The sequence below is a fragment of the Paraburkholderia fungorum genome (assembly GCF_046026025.1).
Taxonomy (GTDB): Bacteria; Pseudomonadota; Gammaproteobacteria; order Burkholderiales; family Burkholderiaceae; genus Paraburkholderia; species Paraburkholderia fungorum_E.
In genome coordinates, this window is sequence record NZ_JAQQFL010000038.1 from 74,830 (window position 1) to 94,703 (window position 19,874).

Genomic DNA, 19,874 nt, shown 5'->3' on the forward strand with positions numbered 1-19,874 from the left:
ACATCACCGCCTCTCGATCAACTGCCGCCCCATCGCCTTCGCGTACTGATCACACGCACTACGCGCGACACGTGACGCCGCCAGCACGCCGACGTCGGCCGCGTCACGGCAGTACATGGCAACATCGATCGGCGGCGGCAGCGGTCGCACCTGCAATTGCCCCAGTTCGCCGCTACTAAGGAACGGCTCGACGAACAAGGCCGGCACGGCGGCAATTCCATAGCCATCGCGCAACAACTTCACGATCACCGCCACCGACGGCATGCAGGTCACCTGCGTATCCGCAAACGGCACACCGGCGCGCTTCGCGAGCATCTCGACAATCGCCTCCACGGCGATTTGCGGCGCCGTGCCACGGCCAAACGTCAGTACGGGTTTCTGCAATAGCGTCTGCATGTGCTTCGCGCGGTTCGCCGGAATCAGATCGCTGCGTGCGATCCAGCGCACGGGATAACTGGCCAGCAAAGTCGACACAATCGACGCTTCCTGTTCGCCGGTTTCCTCCACCTGAATGACGAGATCCAGGTCACCTGCGCGCAACCGGGGCCCAAGCACCGCGCTAGTGTCGACGGTCAGGTCGACGACGATGCGGTTGTACTCGACGTTCAGCATCCGGATGTAGTCCGGCAGCCAGCTATGCACCACTGTTTCGACTACGCCGAGCCGCAACCGCTTGGTCACCTGGGTTTCGTCCTGCGCGGCCAGTTGCAGCGAGCGCGTGGCCTGCACCACCGAGCGCGCATGCGCAAGCAACCGTTCGCCATGCGCCGTGAGCTGAAACTCCGCGGCGTCGCGTTCGATCAGTTCGACGCCCAACTCGGCCTCAAGCGTCTTGATCCGCAGCGAAATCGCGGCGGGCGTCGCATGCATCGCAGCGGCGGTCGCGCGAAAACTGCCCAGGCGAGCGAGCGTCAAAAACGTTTCGACAAAGCGCGTATTCATTGCATTAGCTCCCGAACGGCAATCAGATGCACACGATCATCGCCGCAGAACCTCGTCTGCGCTGTTAAGTTTAATTTAACAAAAAGCAAGAATAACTCGCTGGATGGATATTTTTGGCGTTACTAATCTGGGTGTCATGAATCACCCGGATCTAGCTGGAGTCAAGCCGTCCATGCCCTATACGCCTTCCGAGTTTCGTCAACAGATTCGCAATCGCCGCCTGTCCGGGCCGACTGCGGGCTACTGTGGCGACTATGCGCAAGCCAATCTCGCCATCTTGCCCAGCCAATACGCCGACGATTTCCTGCGCTTCTGCACGCTCAATCCGAAGGCTTGCCCGTTGCTCGGCATCGGCGAACCGGGCGAATGGCGCGTACCGTCGCTTGGCGCCGATCTCGACATCCGCAATGACGTCCCCGCGTTTTACGTGTACCGCCACGGCGAGCGTACCGAGGAAGTGCATAGCCTCGACGCGCTATGGCGCGACGACCTGGTGGTGTTCGCGATCGGCTGCTCGTTTTCGTTCGAGGAAATGTTGCGGCGCGAAGGCATTCCGTTGCGCCATATCGAACAGCAGGTCAATGTGCCGATGTATCGAACGCGCGAGCGCAATGTGGCGGCAGGCGTATTCGGCGGCAACCGCGTGGTCTCGATGCGGCCGATGAAAGCCGCCGACGCGATCCGCGCGATTCAGATCACCAGCCGTTTTCCCGCAGTACATGGCGCGCCGGTCCATATCGGCGACCCGTCGCTGATCGGCATTCGCGACATCGCGCGACCCGATTTCGGCGATGCAGTCGAAGTACGCAGCGACGAATTACCCGTGTTCTGGGCCTGTGGCGTCACCCCGCAAGCCGCCATAGAAAGCGCGCGCCTGCCGTTTGCGATCGCACACAAACCGGGACACATGCTCGTCACCGACATTCCCAACACCACGCTGGCGGTCCTTTAGCCGCGGCCTTATTTGTCCCAACCACGAGCCGCGCGGCAAGACGCGGCCATTGACCACGACCGGAGCCCTTGCATGAAAACCGAAGTGCAATTGACCTCAAACGCCGAATGCTATGACGCGCCCGGCACAGGGAAAGGACCGTTCGCGTGGTACCGGCAGATTTCCAGCAGCGAAAAGCGCGCGTTCTGGAGCTGCAAGGTCGGCTACGTGCTCGACGCCATGGACACGCAATTCCTGAGCTTCGTGATTCCGACGCTGATTGCGACTTGGGGCATCACGCGCGGCGACGCCGGTCTCATCGGAACAGTCACGCTGCTGAGTTCGGCAGTCGGTGGTTGGGCCGCCGGTGTGCTGTCCGATCGCATCGGCCGGGTGAAAACCTTGCAGATCACGATTCTCTGGTTCGCGGTGTTCACGCTGGCTTGCGCACTGGCGCAGAACTTCTCGCAGTTGCTGTGGGCGCGCGGCCTGATGGGGCTCGGCTTCGGCGGCGAATGGACGGCAGGCGCGGTGCTGATCGGCGAAGTAATCCGTGCGCGTGACCGCGGCAAGGCGGTCGGTCTGGTGCAGGCCGGCTGGGCGATCGGGTGGGGCCTGTCGACGCTGCTGTTCATGGCCGTGTTTTCATGGGTGCCGGCCGAGTATGCGTGGCGCGTGCTGTTCGCGATCGGTATTGCACCGGCGCCATTCGTGATCTGGATCCGCCGCCTGGTCGACGAGCCGGAGGTACATCGGCAACAGAAAGAAGCGCAAGCCGCGGCACAAACGCGCCCTTCGCTGATCGACATCTTCCGCGCCGATATCGTCTGGACGACGCTGCGCGCATCCGTGCTGGCAACCGGCGTGCAAGGCGGCTACTACGCGGTGACCACGTGGTTGCCGACGTATTTGAAAACCGAGCGGCATCTGAGCGTAATCGGCACCGGCAGCTATCTGTGCGTGGTCATTGTCGGTTCATATTGCGGCTATCTGACGGGCGCTTACGTCAGCGACAAAATCGGCCGCAAGCGTGCGTTCATCGCGTTCGCGCTGGCCTCGTGCGCGATCGCGCTGATCTATACGCAACTGCCGCTCGATAACCTCACCATGCTCGTGCTCGGCTTCCCGCTCGGCTTCTGCGCGTCCGGTATTTTCTCGGGGATGGGCGCGTTCCTCACCGAACTGTTTCCGACGCGCATTCGCGGTTCCGGTCAGGGGTTCTGCTACAACTTCGGGCGAGCGATCGGCGCGACGTTTCCCTTCCTGATCGGCTACGTCTCGCAGAGCATGCCGCTTGGCCACGCGATCGGGGTATTCGCCGCCGCAGCATACGGTATTGTGATTCTCGCCGCGCTGACGTTGCCGGAGACCAAGGGGCGCGAGCTCAACGCCTAAGACTCAACGCCTGATCCGCGCCACTGCGCATTCCTGCTATAGCGCCTGCTCCGGCGCGCGTCCGATCACATGCGAGTCGGACGCCGCCGCTGCGCCACCCTGCCCTCGCCCACGCTCGCGGCCTGGCGTTACGACCGCCCCCGTGCCGCCGGGACGTCGCGTCGACTTTGCGTGCCGCTCGATCAGCCGTTGCAGCAGACAGAACGCGCACAGCAACGCGCCGATCACAATGCGGGTCCACCACGAACTGAGCGTGCCGTCGAAGGTAATCAGTGTCTGGATCGTGCCCAGAATCCCGACGCCGAACAACGAGCCGATCACATAGCCGACCCCGCCCGTCAACAAGGTGCCGCCGATCACCGTCGCCGCGATCGCATCGAGTTCCATGCCCTGGCCTTGCAACCCATAGCCCGACAGCACATAGAACGTGAACACCGCGCCGCCGAGCGCCGAGCAGAACCCGCTCAGCGCATACACGCCGATCCGTGTCCGCGCAATCGGCAAGCCCATTAGCAGCGCCGAGCGCGGATTGCCGCCAACCGCGTACACGTTGCGGCCAAACCGCGTGAAATGCGCGACGTAGATCGCCGCGACCAGCGTAACGAGGGCGATCAACACATTGGCTGAAACCGAACCGACGCCGAGGTTGAGGCGAAACGCGGAAATCTTCTGGAAGGTCGGATCGTTAATGGTGATCGACTGCGTCGTGATCAGGAAGCACAGGCCACGCGCGAAGAACATGCCGGCCAGCGTGACGATGAACGCCTGCAAGCGGAAGAAGTGAATCAGTGCGCCCTGCACCGCGCCGAACACCGTGCCCATCAGCAGCACGATCGGCACGATCAGCCAGACCGGCAAATGCATATGCTCGGACAGCACCGCTTCGACAATGGTGGTCAGGGCCACGACCGAGCCCACCGACAGATCGATTCCGCCGGACACGATCACAAACGTCATCCCGATGGCGACGATCAACAGGAAAGCATTATCGACCAGCAGGTCGAGCAGCACTTGCCACGAGAAAAAGCCGGTGTACATCACCGAGCCGAAACCGAACAGCGCGCAGAACAACAGGATGGTGACGGCGATCGGCAGCGTGCGCGGATCGACGATATGGGCCCAGATTTCGCCGAGTCGTCTCATCGCGCCACCCCGCGCTGCGTGAAGAACGACATGGCGAGCGCGCGCGCCGAGGGGGACTGGATCACACTCACCGCGAGCACCACGGCCGCCTTGACGACCAGCGTCGCTTCCGGTGGCACGCCGATCGAATAGGTCGTATAGGTGAGCGTCTGGATGATCAGCGCGCCCAGCACGGTGCCCGTCAGACTGAAGCGGCCGCCAAGCAGCGAGGTGCCGCCGAGCGTCACCGCCAGAATCGCGTCGAGTTCCAGCAGCAGGCCCGCGTTATTGCCATCGGCGCTGCGCACGTTCGAGCTGATGAGGATGCCCGCCATCGCGGCGGTCAATCCCGAGAAGCCATACACCGCGAATACCAGCGCTTTCGAGCGCAGCCCGACGAGGCGCGTTGCGACCGGATTGACGCCGATCGCACGAATGAAGAGGCCGAGCGCCGTGCCCTCAACGAGCAACGCGGTAGCCAGCACAGCCACGCTCGCGATCCACACCGAGCACGGTACGCCAAGCCAATACCCGCCGCCGACGAACAGATAGCCAGGTGCGCCGATCGGTATGATCTGCCCGGCCGTCAGCAATTGCGCGATGCCGCGGCCCGCGACCATCAGGATCAGCGTTGCGATGATCGGCTGCATGCCGACGAACGACACCAGCAACCCGTTCCACATGCCGCTCAACACGCCGACGATCAGCGCCGCAACCAGCGCCTGCGAGATCAATCCGGCGCTCGGCACGGGTTGTGTCGCGAGTATCGTGGCGGCAGCGGCACCGGCAATCGCCACGACCGCGCCAACCGAAATATCGATGCCACGTGTGGCGATCACGAGCGTCATGCCGGTAGCGACCAACGCCAGCGGCGCAGCGCGATTCAGGACGTCGATCGGTGCGCCGAACAGGTGGCCGTCGAGTATCCGTAGCGACAGAAAATGCGGATTCACCCACAGGTTCAGGACGCATAACAGCACCAGCGTGACGCAAGGCCAGATCAACGGACGTTCCGCGCCATCGCGCGCGAACCAGTTCGATAGCTTCATTCGCCGCTCCCCGCGATGAGTCGATAGATGTTGTCTTCGTTCGACGCCTTGCCGGCCACTTCAGCGATCTTGCGACGGTCGCGCAGGACCGCCACGCGATGGCTCACGCGCAGCACCTCGCCGATTTCCGATGAAATGAACAGGATGCTCAGACCATTCGCGCACAGCGCCAGCAGGCGGTCCATGATGTCGAATTTCGCGGCGACGTCGATCCCGCGGGTGGGCTCGTCGAGGATCAGCAGCTTGGGGTCGGTGGCCAGCCAGCGTGCGAGCAGCGCTTTCTGCTGGTTGCCGCCGGAGAGCAGCCCGATCGGCTGCTCGGCGTCCGTCGCCTTGATGCCGAGTCGCTCGATCCACATGTCCGCGATTTCATGGGCACGCTGCCGCTTGATCTTGCGCCACCAGCCGCGGCGCGCTTGCAACGCGAGCAGAATGTTCTCGCGAATCGACAGTTCGGCGACGATGCCCTCTTTCTTGCGATCCTCCGCGCAGTAGCCGATGCCGTGACGCACGGCGTCGTGTGGCGAACGCAAGCGCACGGGTCGGCCTTCGATCAGGATCGTGCCGCTATCGGCGCGGTCAGCCCCGAACAATAGTCGCGCGGTCTCCGTGCGGCCCGATCCGAGTAGGCCGGCAAGCCCCAGGATCTGGCCAGGCTGCACGTCCAGGTCGAGTGGCTGCAGCGTGCCGCGCCGTCCGACGCCGCGCAGTTCGACGAACGGCTGAACCGCGGCCTTGCTCTGAGGCCCTTCATGGCCAGCGTGCCCAACCTGCGCCGCTTCGCGCAGGCGCGCGCTCATACGCTCGTGACCGACCATCTTCGCGACCAGTTGATCGGCCGGCAGATCGCGTGCAAGGTATTCGCCTTCACGCTCGCCATTGCGCATCACCGTGATGCGATCGGAGATGGCATAGGTCTGTTCGATAAAATGCGTGACGAACAGAATGGCGATTCCCGATTGCTTAAGATGTCGAAGTATTTTGAAGAGCTGCGTGACTTCGCCGTCGTCGAGGCTGGAGGTCGGTTCGTCGAGAATCAGCACGCGTGCGTCGACGGATAGCGCTCTGGCGATCGCCACCATCTGCTGCACGGCGATCGGATAGGCGTCGAGCGACCGGGTGACGTCGAGCGTCACGTCCAGACGCAGCAGCGCGGCCTGCGCGCGGCGTTTGATGTCGGGCCAATCGATCGCGCCGAACCGCTTCGGCTGCCGGCCCGCAAAAATGTTCTCCGCCACCGAGAGGTTCGGGCACAGGTTCACTTCCTGATACAGCGTGCGCACGCCGGCCGCCTCGGCCTCCTGCGGTGAAGCAAACGCCACGATCTCGCCGCCCAGGCGGATCGTGCCGCCGTCCGGCGCGACCACGCCGGTCAACACGTTGATCAGGGTGGATTTACCTGCACCGTTCTGCCCCATCAACGTGTGGATCTCACCGGGAAACAGCCGAAAATCGACTCCCTGCAGCGCTTTCACGCCAGGGAACGTCTTGCTGACACCGGCAGTGGCCAAAATGGGCTCGAGTGCATGCGAGGTGATGCCTGCAGGAGCGTCGCCTGTGACGATCTTCGCGGCCGGAGGATTGGGTTTCGATGCGGGATGCGTCATAGACCTCGCTCGATGGACGTTGCGTTGGTCAGGCGGACTCAGGCAGGCCAACTCGCGCGCAGCCTGATCCAGCGGAAAAGAGACCGTCCGTTGCCGAAGCAGCCGGACGGTCAGGCACCGCTGGAGAAACCGTTACAATCTGTTCGCGCTTCGCTCGTGTTCTTTTCAGATCATATGGATAGCTAACCAGTTAGCCACCCTACTCTGCCCTATACCGTTCGCCTCAGTACTTGCGCGTCGGCAAAGTCTCTGTCGCGACGCTCATCGGGAAGACCGTCTCCTGCGTCAGGATGCGCTTGGGCAGCGGCTTGCCGGCCACCACGTCCTTCACTGCCGACATCAGTTGCGGTCCCAGCAACGGGCTGCACTCCACGTCGACGTTCATCTTGCCCGCGGCCATCGCCTGGAAGCCGCCCTTGGTCGCGTCGAACGAGACGACGGTGATGTCCTTGCCCGGATGCATGCCGGCCTCTTCCATCGCCTGGATGGCACCGAGCGCCATATCGTCGTTATGCGCATAAACTACATTTATTTTATTCCCATAAGTTTTTATAAATGCTTCCATCACCTGCTTGCCGCCAGCAAGCGTGAAGTCGCCGCTTTGCGAGGCGATGATCTTGAATTTGGGATCGCTCTTGATCACTTCGATCAAGCCGGCATGCCGGTCGTTGGCAGGCGCTGAGCCAACCGTTCCCTGCAACTCGGCGATGTTGATGGGACCGGGATCACTTTTAAAGTGATCTGCGAGCCAATGACCGCCACGGCGCCCCTCTTCCAGGAAATCCGAGCCGATCATCGTCACGTACAGCGATGTGTCTTTCACGTCGATGTTGCGGTCAGTCAGGATCACCGGAATGTTTGCCGCTTTAGCTTCGCGCAGCACCGGCTCCCAGCCCGATTCGACGACGGGCGAAAACGCGATCACGTCGACTTTCTGCGCAATGTAGGAGCGGATCGCCTTGATCTGGTTTTCCTGCTTTTGCTGGGCGTCGGAGAATTTGAGCTTGATCTTCGCGTCCGCCGCTGCGGACTTGACAGACTCGGTGTTGGCGGTTCGCCATGCGCTTTCGGCGCCCACCTGCGCGAAACCGAGCGTAATCTGTTTGTCCTGCGCGTATGCGCCCGGCGTTGTCAGCGCCAGCGCACCGATGCTCGAGCAAAGCGCGAGCGCGCCCAACGCACGACATGCGGCGCGTCGTGTATTCGCCATGACCGTCTCCTGATCGTTGTTGTGTAGGCGATCCACCGAACCCGCCCAGCGCTTGCGGCCCTCAGGGTGGATGGATCGTGTTGTAGCGTAGTGTCTGGGGCGTTAACCGTCCAATCACATGATTCGCATCGGCGATACCAATTTCGGTATCGCGGACGGTATTGACCGGGACTAACCGATCCGACAGCCAGCCTGCCGGGCTAGCGTGTTGCCCCGCGCGGCGTCACCCAGCGAAACGTCAGATTGATTCGCTCGCCGGCCACGCGCGGCTCCTTCGGCACACGATGCCGCCAGTCGGCCTGCGTGTTGCCTTTCATCACCAGCAAGCTGCCGCCCTTCAGCGAAAACGACTGCACGACGCCGGTCCTGTTGTGCCGCAAGTCGAACGTGCGCGCAACGCCCAGGCTGATCGACGCAATCACGGGCCGCACGCCGAGCTCCGGCTCGCGGTCCGCGTGCCAACCCATACTGTCGGCGCCACTTCGATAACGGTTGATCAGCACACTGTTAAAACGCGTCTGGCAGATTGCCTCCACAGCGGTCCGCAGTTCGGCGACGGCCGGGGTCCACGGTTGCGGTACGTTGCGAATGCCGGAATAGACGTAGACCGCATCCGGCTCGCCCTGCCAGGCTGTCAGCCGCGGCAACGGCACACGGCCGCCAGGTGTGCCCATCATGTCCTGGCGCCACGCCACTTCGCCGATGAGCTCGGTTAAAGCGCGCGCCGCGGCCTCGGGCGTGAGCCACTCGGGAAACCAGTCCACCTCGGGCACCGGAAGGTCATCGAAAAGATCCGCCATAAGATTGCCTGAATGCCATTGCGCGCAGTTCGTGCGCGAGTCAGAACCCTGGCTATTATGGCGGGGACGGCGACGACACTCACGCCTGCGGCTTGCGCTGTCATTCGCTCCAGCCATCCACCACAGTTAGCCACTTTCCTCACTCTGCTACTTCAAAGGATCCCCACCATGACTCTTTCCGATCAGGCACTCGATCAGCTCTTTCGTGAAGCGCGCACGCATAACGGCTGGCAGGCCAAGCCGATCGACGACGCTGTGCTCAAACAGCTCACCGAACTCACCTTGCTCGGGCCGACCTCGGCCAATTCAAGTCCCGGCCGCTTTGTCTACGTGAAAACGCCCGAAGGCAAGGAGAAGCTGCGTCCGGCCTTGTCGCCGGCCAATCTTGAGAAGACGATGGCGGCGCCGGTCACGGTGATCGTCGGGATGGACATGGCGTTTTACGAGCATCTGCCGAAACTGTTTCCGCATGCCGACGCTCGCAGCTGGTTCGCGGGCAACGATAAGGCGATCGCGGATACGGCGTTTCGCAATTCGACGCTGCAAGGCGGCTATCTGATTCTCGCAGCCCGCGCGCTCGGTCTGGACACGGGTCCGATGTCGGGATTCGACGCCGCCAAGCTTGACGAGGCCTTCTTCGCCGGCACGACCGTGAAGTCGAACTTCCTGATCAATCTGGGTTACGGCGATCCCTCGAAGCTGTTCCCGCGCAGCCCGCGCTTCTCCTTCGACGAAGCCGCCCGGATCGCCTGACGGACCTCTGCCCGCCGATGCATCGGCGGTGCGCTTAGCCGAACAGCGCCACGTAGAACACTACCGCGCCGATCACCGCGCCGATAAAGCAGAAGCCTTCACCGGCGTCGTCGCTACTGGAGCGCAACCATGCGCCGACGGCGCCGAACAGGCCCGCGATGCCAAGGGCAACGCACACCATCACCACGTCGAATAATGCGTTTTTGCCCAACTCGGAGAAGTCGATGCCGCGCACGCCGAAGTACAATGCGAGCGCCATCAAGGATATGCCCACCAACGGCAGCATGACGTGGCTGCCCTCTCGTCCAACGTGATGCCCATGAAGTACGTGGCGTACGTGACTACCGGATCCAAGCAGTTTCATGATGCGCCTCCTGCCTCGCCCTCAACCGACAACCAGACGAACCGCCCCGTGGCCGCGATGGCCCTGAAGCAAGCCGCTTCCATTTGAGAATAGTCCACCCGGCACGCAATTCAAAGCCCATTTAATTAGAGTGCTGCAGTGGTTCAGGCGGCCAGCATGCGGCAACGGAAATTGCTGCAATGCGATACCCGCCTGCTGCATCAAACACGGACATGTTCGGCTGCTCCTGGAAGCAAATCGCGCGCCGTCGGCAAGGGGATGCACATCTCGGTAGAATGATCAGGCTCGTCCGCTATTTCATGATTGCACCTGGCGAGCCGCCGCCGTTGCTCCGCGCCTGTCGGCCCCTTCCCGCCTCTATCCTCTCTATGCGCCGCTCATCGTTTCTTGTCCGCATCATCCTGATTGGCATTCTGCTGCATATCTACGTCGGCTTTCGTCTGATTCCCGACATGCCGGTGAGTGCTGTCGGCCGATGGCTGTGCGCGCTGTGGCTGGTGCTGTCGATCTTTCTGATCCCGCTCGGCATGCTGGCGCGCACCATCAAACAACAGCCACTCAGCGACCGCCTCGCGTGGGTCGGCCTGCTGGCGATGGGCTTCTTCTCGTCGCTGCTGGTGCTGACGTTCGTGCGTGACCTGGCGCTCGCCTCGCTGCTCACCGTCGATGCAATCTGGCCGAGCACGATTGCAATCGCGCACTGGCGCATCGGTTCGGCGGCAGCGGTGCCGGTGCTTGCGCTGCTTTCAACGCTCGTCGGCTTGTTCAACGCACGGCGCCGCGCCAGCGTAGTAACGATCGAGGTGCCGATCGACGATTTGCCGGCCGCACTCGAAGGTTTCACGATCGTGCAGATCAGCGATATCCACGTTGGACCGACCATCAAAGGCCGCTATGTGGATGCGATCGTCGACGCGGTGAATCGCCTGAAGCCGGATCTGATCGCCGTCACGGGCGACGTGGTAGACGGCAGCGTGTCGCAGTTGACGAAGCACACGCAGCCGCTATCGCGGCTCAGTGCGCGCCACGGCACGTTTCTCGTGACCGGCAACCACGAGTATTACGCAGGCGCAAACGCCTGGATCGACGAATTCCGGCGCCTGGGGCTCAACGTCCTGCTTAACGAGCATGTGATCGTGGAACACGACGGCGCGCGCGCCGTGATTGCCGGGGTGACGGATTACTCAGCGGGCCATCATGACCCGTTGCATCGCAGCGACCCGGTTGCGGCCCTCGCCGGCGCGCCTGGTGACGTGCTAATAAAAGTACTGCTCGCGCACCAGCCGCGCTCCGCCGAAGCAGCCGCAGCAGCAGGTTTCACGCTGCAGTTGTCCGGCCACACGCACGGCGGCCAGTTCTTCCCGTGGAATTTCTTCGTGCGTTTTCAGCAGCCGTTCACGGCCGGTCTCGCACGGCTGAATGGCCTGTGGGTCTACACGAGTCGCGGCACCGGCTATTGGGGGCCGCCGAAGCGCCTGGGAGCGCCCTCGGAGATCACGCGATTGCGTCTCGTACCCGGCGAGCCGGACTAACGTATCGAGCCATGCGTCAAATATCGCCGCACGGACCTCACGCTGGATTTCCCGGCAAAAAAACGCGGACATCTACAAAAAGACATCCGCGCGCTGGCGCTAGTGCGCCGCTTCAGCTAGTTTGAGTTACTGCGCGGGCGCCACAGCCACGCTAACCTGCGGCGCGTACGCCACCAATACTTGCATGCCCGGCCTCACGCCAGCGAGCTTTGCCGGCTCGCGCCCCTGGATATGAAACACCGCGCCATTCGGGCCCTTCAGCGCCATGATGCCGGAGGCGTGGTCGATGGCCTGGACTTCGGCATTCACGTTCTGGGCAGTGTTCTGCTGAACCGGTTGACCGGCCGTACCGTGACCGTCGGCATCGCGCGTAATGCTGACCATGGCGTTGCGCATCATGCGGATATGGACCTTGCCGCCCTGCTTGATCTGCGCCAGGTTGCTCGTGTCAGTGACGGTGAACGACGCTTCGCCGCCTTGTGTGTCGAGCACGGTCACCGAGTGTCTAGCCTGGTCGACCGACTTCACGACACCATCTGCCTGCAGCGTGCTGCTGCCTTCAAACGGCGCGGGAAGACCGGCGGCAAACGACACGAGCGGAGCAGCAGCAATCAATGCACCGGCAATGATGCCAAGAGCTTTATCTTTCATACATTCCTCAATAGGGTGAACAGCGGACAAGAGACGATGTTGTGCGAATCGGATGCGCCTGGCATGGCACAGGGAAAACCGAAAAATTTCTGGGCGAGACCGAAAGAAAGCGAGAGAAAGCGAAACGCGGATTGAGCACCAGAACCGCACGACATGCTTCGAAGTGTGCGAACAGTGTGTTTTCCGGGATGGACGCCGTCAATATTCGGAGTCCGTATTTATGCAAGGAAAATTCTGAGCTTACCGTGGAAGATTCCGCCCACATCCGGCGACTTCTCTCGCCGCGCCGCGTCATCCCGGCTTGACTTAAGTTTGCGGAACTGCCTAAAATTCGCCCAGTTCATTTAACCGGAATCACGATCTTGGACAGTAGCAGTAGTACCAGTCGAGCTTCGATTCGCCCGATCGCCTGATCGGCAAGATTTCCGCGTCAGCCTTTGTCTGTCGCCGTCTTGCCTTCGGGCCCGACGGTGCACGTCGTCTATACCCTCGCACTGCCAGTGAAGCGCCGCATGGCTCAATGCCCGGCTGACGCTCCATGACTTTTCCAGCGCGCCAGCATGGGCTCGCTGGCCTCGTCACGCCTGACCGTGGCCGCTTATTCACGTGCGGTTGTCACGCGTAAGATTCACACTGTGCGACCAACGCACCTCAACCTTTCTTATCGATGACAATTGAATTCGTCTTGCGGCTCCTTGCCGCCTTCAGCTGCGGTGTTGCCATCGGCCTCGAGCGGCAGATGCGCCAGCGCAATGCCGGCCTGCGCACCATCACGCTGGTTGCCAGCGGCGCATGCCTCTTCGTCACGCTCGGCGTGCTGACCGGCAACGGCACCGCCGGCATCACGCAGATTGCCGCTTATGTCGTATCGGGCGTCGGCTTTCTCGGCGGTGGTGTGATCATGCGCGACAAGGGTTCCATTCAGGGGATCAACACTGCCGCGACCTTATGGTGCTCGGCGGCGGTCGGCGTATTGTGCGGTGCGGGGCATTACGGCCCGGCGCTCGCCGGCACGGCAGTCGTGCTGCTGACCAATACGGTGCTGCGTGAAGTGAGCCGTGCCATCAACGCGGCGCCCGTTTCGGACGCCGACCTCGTACGCGAGTATGTGCTGACAATCGTTTGCCAGGAGGCCGATGAGATTCACATTCGTACCGCGGTGTCCAACTCGATGTATTCGACACCGCTGTCGTTCCAGAGCCTGACAAGCGAAGACGTTGAAGACGGCACGGGACGCATTCGCGTTACCGCAACATTGAAGCTGCATCCGAAAGATCAGCCGAAGCTCGAACAGATGGCAAGCCGCGTCAGCATGGAAAAGAGCGTATCGAGCGTCAGCTGGACCGCCAAAGAAGCGGAACCAACGCCGGAGTGAGTCACCACGCGTAAGCTCCCCATATTTGCGCGCATCGTCTACACTTAGTTTGCAATAGATTTAGACAATGTTAATTCCGCGTCCTGAATATGGACTGTCCCATAACGTTCGACTAAGCTCTGTCACCGTGAATTCTTCACACTCAACTATGGAGTCTCGATTATGGAACACGGCATCATTGCATGGCTCATCATCGGCGCAATCGCCGGCTGGCTGGCTGGCGTGCTCGTCAAGGGCGGCGGCTTCGGCCTGATCGTCGACATCATCGTCGGGATTGTCGGCGCATTCATCGGCGGCTGGCTTGCCGGTGTGCTGCACATCTCGCTGGGCGGCGGCTGGATCGGTTCGATCATTACCGCTGTGATCGGCGCGGTCATTCTGCTGTTTCTTATCCGGCTTGTCCGGCGCGGCACCTGAGCGTAGCACCTGATGTCTTACGGCGTCAGGGGCGAATGCCACCTGACGCCGGCTTTGCCTGGAAATTAGAGAAGTGCCTCCACTGCCGGCAACATCGAGCCGGTGTCACGCAGCCGCGTATGCCAGGCGAAAGCCTGATCCAATCGATGCGGTGTTTGCCCACCCCATTGCAAGGCGTCCCGATAGTAGTCGCGAAGCAGATCGCGATAGAGCGGATGCGCGCAATTCTCAATGATCAGCGTAGCGCGTTCCCGCGGCGCCAGTCCGCGTAGATCGGCCAAACCCTGCTCCGTTACGACCACGTCCACATCGTGTTCGTTGTGATCGCAGTGCGGCACCATTGGCACGACACTTGAGATACGCCCGTCCTTTGCCATCGACTTCGTCGCAAAGATCGCGCACGACGCATTGCGCGCAAAATCACCCGAGCCGCCAATGCCGTTCATCATGTGCGTGCCGCCGACGTGCGTGGAATTCACATTGCCGTATATGTCGAACTCCAATGCGGTATTCAACGCAATCAGACCGAGCCGGCGAATCACTTCAGGATGGTTGCTGACCTCTTGCGGACGCAGCACCAGGCGATCGCGATAGCGCTCGAGTTCACCGAACACTTGTGCCTGACGCGCAGCCGACAGCGTGATCGACGCACCCGATGCGAACGTCACCTTGCCGGCATCCATCAGGTCGAAGGTCGAATCCTGCAGGACTTCCGAGTAAATTTCGAAGGCGTCGAAGGGTGAATCCACAAAGCCGGCCAGCACCGCGTTGGCAATCGTGCCGATACCTGCCTGCAAAGGCGGCAACTGCCGGGGCATGCGCCCGCGCGACACCTCGTGCTGGAAGAACTCAATCAGATGCGCGGCGATCAACTCGGTTTCCACATCGGCGGGCAACACCGTGGACGGGCTGTCCGCCTTCTCGGTGATCACGATCGCCGCGATTTTGTCTAGCGGGATCTCGATAGCCTGCGTGCCGACACGATCTTGCGGATGCACGATCGGCAGTGGTTCGCGATTCGGCCTGCGGCCCGGAATCCAGATGTCGTGCAGCCCCTCGAGCGCAAGCGGCTGAGCAAGATTGATTTCGACGATGACCTTGTCGGCGAGGATCGCGAAACTGGCCGAGTTGCCGACTGAAGTGGTCGGCACAATAGCGCCGGTTTCGGTAATTGCAGCGGCTTCGATAATGGCGACGTCAAGTTTGCCGAGCTGATTCGCGCGCAGCATCTCGACAGTTTCGGACAGGTGCTGATCGACGAACATCACTTCGCCGCGATTGATCGCGTCGCGCAACGTTTTGTCGACCTGAAACGGCAAGCGGCGCGCCAACACATGCGCCTCGGTGAGCATGCGATCCACGTCATGACCGAGCGATGCGCCGGTCATCAACGTAATTTGCAACGGCTTGCCTTCCTGGCGGACCCGCTCAGCGAGCGCGACAGGGACCGCTTTGGCGTCGCCCGCGCGCGTAAAACCGCTGGCGCCGACACGCATGCCATCCTGAATCAGAAGCGCCGCCTCGGCGGCTGAAGTAATTTTTCCGCGCAGTGCGGAGCAACGGATCCGGTCTTGATACATGAATCTGGGTCTCTCCATAATCAACCGTCCAGTCTACCGGTGCGCACGTCTGTGGTGTGCTTCGCTCAGTAGTCCGATTGTCGCACCGGCCGCGGCGTCTTAATGGGACGGCGTCGCGACCAGGCGTTTCGTCGCATGCAGAACTTCCGCGACAGGTACAACAGGTATTGCGAGTGCTGCTCGTGGCGCTGCTTAGCTGCCGAAGTAGATATTGCAGAAGCTCACAGGCCCGACGCACTCTTCCTTTTTGGCCGTCGGTGCAACGACACGGCCTTGCGTCGCGACGCTATTGGCGCGCGGCGCATTCGCTTGCGCGACCTGTTGTTCCGGGGCAGCCGGCACCGTTTGCGCATGAGCGACGACAGCGGACAAAGAACAGGCAATCAGGGCAATCTTCAACACATTCATTTCGTTCTCCAGTACTTACGGTTACCGCCAGTAGGAACTCCCTTTTGGGGACTGCGTGGCAGTGGTGAAACTATATGACTGCCACCTACGCGGATAAACGGGGCTGGGCGGAAGTGATCTTTCCATCTGGCAGAAGGATCGCCGTGCGCGCCCGACCCAACGTACAGAGGTCAACGCGTGTGGAAAGGCGCGTCTTTGTCGAGCAACGCCGTGCGGATGAAATGCAGGCAACTCAGGATGCGCTGCAGGTCATGCCGCTTGTCGCGCTTGGCATGAACGGTTTCCAGTACGTCCTGCGCAATCCACGTGGCCGAGCGCACGGACGCGAGCGATTGCGCAAGAGCACGCGCTTCAGGCCGCGAAAAAAGCCGCGCAAGATCATCGCAAATTCGCTCGAGGCTGCCGTTCCAGCGTGGATGAAGTCCTTGCACGTAGCCGGTACGCGTCACCTCATTGCGCAGATCGATCACGGCGTGCCCCACTTCGAGCGTAACGAGCATCCAGCGCAAGGCATCACGGCGGCGGCGGGAGCGGCGTGTCAGCAGCATGCGTAACTGCGAGGTCAGATCGTGTGTGCTCGACTGAAAGCGCTGATTGAGTCCACTCAGGTCGTCCTTGCACGCAGACACCACCTGCGCGCGTAGGTCTGCTTTGATTCTGGCGGTGAGCCACGGCATATCCGCTGGAAACGCCACCGTGAAAACGATCGCTGCAAGTAGTAGCGACGCCGTGATCGCTATACCGTTGTTGATCAGCAGATCGGGGGCATACGTGACGACGTTGTCCGGCCCGGCGAGCAGGCAGAAGAACACGGAAAAACCGATGCCGTACCCTGCCGTGAGCTTACGCGACGCGACGAAGGCACCGAGTGCGAGCACCGGTGCGAGCGTCGCACAAAGCAACGGAAAACCGTCGATGTTGGGATACACGTAGCATGTGAAAAGGTAGCCTGTCATGGTTGCCAGCACGGCGCCGGCGGCCATCTGCACGGCCATTTTCGATGCGTTCGGCGAAGTCGACGTCAACGCGCAAACCAGCGCCGCGCCAATTACGGCAAGACCGCCGCTCGGCCAGCCGGTAGCGATCCAGAACCAGCCGGCGATCGCCATGACCGCTGCCGACCTGGCAAACGTAAACGCAACCACGAAGCCGTTTGTCTTGCTCACGTAGCGGCCCGCGGTAGGCTGCCCCGCTCCCGGCTTGCGCATCGCCAAAGACGCGTAAGTCTCGGAGTAGCGGATCCACTCGTCGACGAACCGATACAGCAATTCCGCGGCCGTATCGAAGTCCGCCAGCGATTCAGCGGGGGTTGCTTCCAGCGGCCGTCTGGTTTCGCGTACGCGCCTTGGCAAGCTCGCCTGAAAGAGCCTCATCTGGGCTGCGATGCGTGATGCATCGACGTCCGCGTCCAGGGTGGACGCCAGCAGTGCCGACAGTTCGTGGAAGTATGGCGTGACGGCCGCGACTATCCGGCTCGGGCCGCCAACGCGCAGACGTTTGAGCAACTGGTGCAGCGCATGTAAGCGCGCGCATGCGTCCATGAACTCACCATTCAGACGGCCGAGATGCTGATGACGTGATCGCATGGCCGGATCTTCGAAGGCGGCAAAAGTTCGCGTCGCTTCAAAGCCGACGATCTCGTCCACGAGGTCTGCAAATCGCCGTTCAAACTGGCCACGCTCGATTCCGCGACCCAGCACGTCGGCAGCGAACGAAGTAAAATTTGTGTATCGAACGTATAGTGCGCGCCGCAATGCCAGACTGGAGCGCTGCGGCACGATTAGTGCGCTCACCGCGCTCGAGCACACGATGCCGACCGCCACCTCGGCCGCGCGCGTAAGCGCCGCCAGAAAGAGGGCGTGAGGCGCGGTGACATTCGGAATGCCGATCAGAGCGGCGGTATAACCTGCCAGCACAAAACCGTACCATCTGAAATGCCGATACCGGACCGCCGCCGCGATGCAGGCGCTCACCCAGACGATCATGCCGAACATGTACAGCTCAGGCTGCTGGACGAACAGCGCACCGAGCACCAGCGCGGCAATCGTACCCACCGCGGTGCCGAGAATCCGATAGAAACTCTTGGCGAGCACCATGCCGCTAAACGGCTGCATCAGCACGAACACCGTGGTCATCGCGATTCGCGGCTGCTGGAGATCCAGCAGCATGGCAATGCCGAGCGCCAGCAGACCCGCGGTGACCGTTTTCAGCAGATGCAGCCAGATCAGGCCGTCGCTATTCGCCCAGTCGCGAATGGCTGGGCCGAGGGTCGGCAACATGGCGCTCCACGGCCAACGGGAAGCCGCCGTCGGTTTGATCGCATGTTGGCGTTTCATCAGAAAGCACCGGGTCCCGGTTTGTTGCTGAAAGAGGCACCGGTGAACGCTGCACACACCGGCAGGCAAGGTGCCGATTGTAGGAGCATGCGCTGCACGCATTAATAGGACGGGCGCGGAACGTCTCTTCCAGAACGAACAACAATAGGCTCGTGGGACAGGCGGACAATACGGCTTCTGCCGTGAAATAGAAGGACTGATGGATACGTTACAAAATATGCGAGTGTTCGTGCGCGTGGTCGAAGCCGGCAGTTTTACCGCCGCCGCGCAGTCACTCAATTCGACGACCGGCGCAATGTCCCGCGCCGTCTCGGAACTCGAAGCCCATCTGCGCACGCGCTTGCTGAACCGGTCGACGCGGAGACTCGCGCTCACCACGGCGGGCGAGCGTTACCTGCAGCGATCCCAACAGATCCTTGCCGATGTCGATACGGCGGAAGAAGAAGCAAGTTGCGCGCACGAACGCCCGAGTGGCGCGTTGCGCATGCACAGCTTCGCCAGCATCGGCCAGCATTACGTACTGCCGGCCATCTCGCGCTATCGCGCGCTCTATCCCGAAGTGACCGTCGAGCTGACGTTGTCGCAACGCATGCCCGACCTGTTCGAAGGCCGCGCCGACGTCGCTGTGGTCGGCGCATCGACTCTGCCGAATTCCGATCTCGTGTCACTCCCGTTGGGTACAACTTTCAGCATCCTGTGTGCATCGCCGGCCTACGTGCGCGCTCATGGCGCGCCGCAACATCCGGGCGACCTGGCGCATCACGAGTGTCTGATCTTGCACACACCAGCATTTCCGCCCCACGAATGGGTGCTCGACGGCCCCAACGGCAGCGAGATGATGGAAGTAAACGGTCCTGTGCAGGTGAATATCGCGGAATCGCTAATCGTCGCGATTCACGAAGGAATGGGCATTGGTATGGTGCCGCTTTACGCGGCGATTGCCGGTTTGCGTGACGGGACGTTGGTCCGCGTGTTACCTGACTATACGTTGCAGAAAATGAATGTTTATGCGCTGTATCCGTCGCGCAAGTTCATCGATGCGAAGACGCGTACGTGGGTTGAATTCTTACGCACGCATCTGCCGAAGGTGATTGCACGAGACGAGGCATTACTTGCGGAAGTCGGTCAGATGTATGCGACTGATAGCGTGGCGCCTGTAGGAGCAGCCAGTATTGGGGATGGAGACGTCCCTGCGCACTAACGGAATTTTTAGCCAAAAGAGCAGACCGCGCACCTGCGCAAGGCAATAACGCGGACAACGAAATGGCGGGCCATTGGTGATGGTACCCATGGCCGGTCAGATTACGGCAGTGTTTTCGTGACTCGCGTCTCTGGATTGAGGCGCTTCGTTACGCGTGGTTGGAAACAGGAGTTGAGAGTCTCGTACGATCGCACGATGACT

General features: G+C 61.6%; 18 protein-coding genes. 7 read left to right on the plus strand and 11 right to left on the minus strand.

What is annotated here, in order from left to right; translation table 11 throughout:
- Positions 1-3: 3 nt before the first annotated feature.
- Entirely contained in the window at positions 4-942 is a 939-nt protein-coding gene (locus PQR67_RS31715) for a LysR family transcriptional regulator (RefSeq protein WP_408466753.1), read from the minus strand.
- A 172-nt stretch (positions 943-1,114) separates the two neighbouring features.
- Here PQR67_RS31715 and PQR67_RS31720 point away from each other — a divergent pair, with 172 nt between their 5' ends.
- Together PQR67_RS31720 and PQR67_RS31725 are read left to right on the plus strand one after the other, a co-directional pair.
- A complete protein-coding gene (locus tag PQR67_RS31720) occupies positions 1,115-1,894 on the plus strand; it encodes a putative hydro-lyase (RefSeq protein ID WP_408466754.1) in 780 nt (259 codons plus the stop codon).
- Between the two features lie 72 nt (positions 1,895-1,966).
- The gene (locus PQR67_RS31725; protein ID WP_408466755.1) at positions 1,967-3,268 is read left to right on the plus strand and encodes an MFS transporter; all 1,302 of its coding nucleotides are present in this window, start codon (positions 1,967-1,969) and stop codon (positions 3,266-3,268) included.
- Positions 3,269-3,304: 36 nt separating this feature from the next.
- On the opposite strand, the gene yjfF is transcribed toward PQR67_RS31725, so the two are convergent.
- The 5 genes from yjfF to PQR67_RS31750 form a co-directional block, all read right to left on the minus strand.
- Complete coding sequence (yjfF, locus tag PQR67_RS31730; RefSeq protein WP_408466756.1) at positions 3,305-4,411, minus strand: galactofuranose ABC transporter, permease protein YjfF; 1,107 nt, start codon at positions 4,409-4,411, stop codon at positions 3,305-3,307.
- Positions 4,408-5,439 carry an ABC transporter permease gene (locus tag PQR67_RS31735; RefSeq protein WP_408466757.1) on the minus strand — a complete coding sequence of 344 codons (1,032 nt, stop codon included), beginning with the start codon at positions 5,437-5,439 and terminating at the stop codon, positions 4,408-4,410. The genes yjfF and PQR67_RS31735 overlap by 4 nt, the downstream gene beginning before the upstream one ends.
- The gene (locus tag PQR67_RS31740) at positions 5,436-7,046 is read right to left on the minus strand and encodes a sugar ABC transporter ATP-binding protein (protein ID WP_408466758.1); all 1,611 of its coding nucleotides are present in this window, start codon (positions 7,044-7,046) and stop codon (positions 5,436-5,438) included. Before PQR67_RS31740 ends, PQR67_RS31735 begins: the two co-directional genes overlap by 4 nt.
- A 223-nt stretch (positions 7,047-7,269) precedes the next feature.
- On the minus strand, positions 7,270-8,256 hold the full coding sequence (locus PQR67_RS31745) for an ABC transporter substrate-binding protein (RefSeq protein ID WP_408466759.1): 987 nt from the start codon (positions 8,254-8,256) through the stop codon (positions 7,270-7,272).
- 200 nt (positions 8,257-8,456) lie between these two features.
- Entirely contained in the window at positions 8,457-9,056 is a 600-nt protein-coding gene (locus PQR67_RS31750; protein ID WP_408466760.1) for an alpha-ketoglutarate-dependent dioxygenase AlkB family protein, read from the minus strand.
- Between the two features lie 168 nt (positions 9,057-9,224).
- On the opposite strand from PQR67_RS31750, the gene PQR67_RS31755 reads away from it, so the two are divergent.
- Positions 9,225-9,809, plus strand: a complete 585-nt coding sequence (locus tag PQR67_RS31755) for a malonic semialdehyde reductase (protein ID WP_408466761.1) — start codon at positions 9,225-9,227, stop codon at positions 9,807-9,809.
- A 34-nt stretch (positions 9,810-9,843) separates the two neighbouring features.
- Here the strand turns inward: PQR67_RS31755 and PQR67_RS31760 are convergent, their stop codons facing one another.
- The gene (locus tag PQR67_RS31760) at positions 9,844-10,173 is read right to left on the minus strand and encodes a hypothetical protein (protein WP_408466762.1); all 330 of its coding nucleotides are present in this window, start codon (positions 10,171-10,173) and stop codon (positions 9,844-9,846) included.
- 368 nt (positions 10,174-10,541) lie between these two features.
- On the opposite strand from PQR67_RS31760, the gene PQR67_RS31765 reads away from it, so the two are divergent.
- Positions 10,542-11,705, plus strand: coding sequence for a metallophosphoesterase (locus PQR67_RS31765; RefSeq protein ID WP_408466763.1), 1,164 nt, complete (start codon positions 10,542-10,544; stop codon positions 11,703-11,705).
- 126 nt (positions 11,706-11,831) lie between these two features.
- Here PQR67_RS31765 and PQR67_RS31770 read toward each other — a convergent pair whose 3' ends face one another.
- Entirely contained in the window at positions 11,832-12,356 is a 525-nt protein-coding gene (locus PQR67_RS31770) for a hypothetical protein (RefSeq protein WP_408466764.1), read from the minus strand.
- A 667-nt stretch (positions 12,357-13,023) separates the two neighbouring features.
- On the opposite strand from PQR67_RS31770, the gene PQR67_RS31775 reads away from it, so the two are divergent.
- Together PQR67_RS31775 and PQR67_RS31780 are read left to right on the plus strand one after the other, a co-directional pair.
- On the plus strand, positions 13,024-13,731 hold the full coding sequence (locus PQR67_RS31775) for an MgtC/SapB family protein (protein WP_120346622.1): 708 nt from the start codon (positions 13,024-13,026) through the stop codon (positions 13,729-13,731).
- A 162-nt stretch (positions 13,732-13,893) separates the two neighbouring features.
- Entirely contained in the window at positions 13,894-14,148 is a 255-nt protein-coding gene (locus PQR67_RS31780) for a GlsB/YeaQ/YmgE family stress response membrane protein (protein ID WP_028197420.1), read from the plus strand.
- A 65-nt stretch (positions 14,149-14,213) separates the two neighbouring features.
- On the opposite strand, the gene scpC is transcribed toward PQR67_RS31780, so the two are convergent.
- The 3 genes from scpC to PQR67_RS31795 all read right to left on the minus strand — a co-directional run bounded on the left by scpC (position 14,214) and on the right by PQR67_RS31795 (position 18,472).
- Positions 14,214-15,728: a succinyl-CoA:acetate CoA-transferase ScpC gene (gene scpC, locus PQR67_RS31785; RefSeq protein ID WP_408466765.1), complete on the minus strand. Its 1,515-nt coding sequence runs from the start codon at positions 15,726-15,728 to the stop codon at positions 14,214-14,216.
- A gap of 192 nt (positions 15,729-15,920) precedes the next feature.
- A complete protein-coding gene (locus PQR67_RS31790; RefSeq protein WP_408466766.1) occupies positions 15,921-16,136 on the minus strand; it encodes a hypothetical protein in 216 nt (71 codons plus the stop codon).
- Between the two features lie 170 nt (positions 16,137-16,306).
- Positions 16,307-18,472 carry an FUSC family protein gene (locus tag PQR67_RS31795; protein ID WP_408466767.1) on the minus strand — a complete coding sequence of 722 codons (2,166 nt, stop codon included), beginning with the start codon at positions 18,470-18,472 and terminating at the stop codon, positions 16,307-16,309.
- Between the two features lie 199 nt (positions 18,473-18,671).
- Here PQR67_RS31795 and PQR67_RS31800 point away from each other — a divergent pair, with 199 nt between their 5' ends.
- Positions 18,672-19,673: a LysR family transcriptional regulator gene (locus PQR67_RS31800; protein WP_408466768.1), complete on the plus strand. Its 1,002-nt coding sequence runs from the start codon at positions 18,672-18,674 to the stop codon at positions 19,671-19,673.
- Positions 19,674-19,874 lie beyond the last annotated feature (201 nt).

What these genes read in the sequence shown, in the direction of transcription:
- scpC (WP_408466765.1), bottom strand. Translation starts at nt 15,728, where the DNA reads ATGTATCAAGACCGGATCCGTTGCTCCGCACTGCGCGGAAAAATTACT.
- PQR67_RS31795 (WP_408466767.1), bottom strand. Translation starts at nt 18,472, where the DNA reads ATGAAACGCCAACATGCGATCAAACCGACGGCGGCTTCCCGTTGGCCG.
- PQR67_RS31740 (WP_408466758.1), bottom strand. Translation starts at nt 7,046, where the DNA reads ATGACGCATCCCGCATCGAAACCCAATCCTCCGGCCGCGAAGATCGTC.
- PQR67_RS31775 (WP_120346622.1), top strand. Translation starts at nt 13,024, where the DNA reads ATGACAATTGAATTCGTCTTGCGGCTCCTTGCCGCCTTCAGCTGCGGT.
- PQR67_RS31750 (WP_408466760.1), bottom strand. Translation starts at nt 9,056, where the DNA reads ATGGCGGATCTTTTCGATGACCTTCCGGTGCCCGAGGTGGACTGGTTT.
- PQR67_RS31790 (WP_408466766.1), bottom strand. Translation starts at nt 16,136, where the DNA reads ATGAATGTGTTGAAGATTGCCCTGATTGCCTGTTCTTTGTCCGCTGTC.
- PQR67_RS31735 (WP_408466757.1), bottom strand. Translation starts at nt 5,439, where the DNA reads ATGAAGCTATCGAACTGGTTCGCGCGCGATGGCGCGGAACGTCCGTTG.
- PQR67_RS31715 (WP_408466753.1), bottom strand. Translation starts at nt 942, where the DNA reads ATGAATACGCGCTTTGTCGAAACGTTTTTGACGCTCGCTCGCCTGGGC.
- PQR67_RS31755 (WP_408466761.1), top strand. Translation starts at nt 9,225, where the DNA reads ATGACTCTTTCCGATCAGGCACTCGATCAGCTCTTTCGTGAAGCGCGC.
- PQR67_RS31745 (WP_408466759.1), bottom strand. Translation starts at nt 8,256, where the DNA reads ATGGCGAATACACGACGCGCCGCATGTCGTGCGTTGGGCGCGCTCGCG.
- PQR67_RS31780 (WP_028197420.1), top strand. Translation starts at nt 13,894, where the DNA reads ATGGAACACGGCATCATTGCATGGCTCATCATCGGCGCAATCGCCGGC.
- PQR67_RS31770 (WP_408466764.1), bottom strand. Translation starts at nt 12,356, where the DNA reads ATGAAAGATAAAGCTCTTGGCATCATTGCCGGTGCATTGATTGCTGCT.
- PQR67_RS31720 (WP_408466754.1), top strand. Translation starts at nt 1,115, where the DNA reads ATGCCCTATACGCCTTCCGAGTTTCGTCAACAGATTCGCAATCGCCGC.
- PQR67_RS31760 (WP_408466762.1), bottom strand. Translation starts at nt 10,173, where the DNA reads ATGAAACTGCTTGGATCCGGTAGTCACGTACGCCACGTACTTCATGGG.
- PQR67_RS31800 (WP_408466768.1), top strand. Translation starts at nt 18,672, where the DNA reads ATGGATACGTTACAAAATATGCGAGTGTTCGTGCGCGTGGTCGAAGCC.
- PQR67_RS31725 (WP_408466755.1), top strand. Translation starts at nt 1,967, where the DNA reads ATGAAAACCGAAGTGCAATTGACCTCAAACGCCGAATGCTATGACGCG.
- yjfF (WP_408466756.1), bottom strand. Translation starts at nt 4,411, where the DNA reads ATGAGACGACTCGGCGAAATCTGGGCCCATATCGTCGATCCGCGCACG.
- PQR67_RS31765 (WP_408466763.1), top strand. Translation starts at nt 10,542, where the DNA reads ATGCGCCGCTCATCGTTTCTTGTCCGCATCATCCTGATTGGCATTCTG.